Origin of the sequence: Pseudoalteromonas sp. S3178 (assembly GCF_005886985.1) — a bacterium.
Lineage (GTDB): Bacteria > Pseudomonadota > Gammaproteobacteria > Enterobacterales > Alteromonadaceae > Pseudoalteromonas > Pseudoalteromonas carrageenovora.
In genome coordinates this window covers 1-243 of the sequence record NZ_PNCW01000358.1, presented here as the reverse complement: position 1 = coordinate 243, position 243 = coordinate 1, and the positions used below count along the sequence as shown (strand labels likewise).

At 43.2% G+C, this 243-nt stretch carries 1 protein-coding gene; it reads left to right on the top strand.

Annotation, left to right across the window (positions count from 1 at the left end; translation table 11 throughout):
- Position 1: 1 nt before the first annotated feature.
- Positions 2–243: arginine N-succinyltransferase (locus tag CWC11_RS21290; protein ID WP_138684205.1), on the top strand; the 242-nt coding region annotated here is incomplete at its 3' end.

The following is a 243-nucleotide window of genomic DNA, read 5'->3' as shown; positions in this document are numbered from 1 at the left end:
GATGATCCTTCGCCCAATCCAAAAAAGCGACTATCCAGCGCTTTTAAACATTGCTCATGAATCTGGGCATGGTTTTACTTCATTACCTATTAATGAAGAGCTTTTGCAGAAGAAAATTACGCGCTCAGAGGCGTCATTTGAAAAGCAAACGGATGTGCCTTCTGATGAAGGGTATTTGTTTGTCCTTGAAGATAGTGAAACCGGAGAAGTTGTAGGGACTAGTGGGATTGAAGCTGCGGTTGG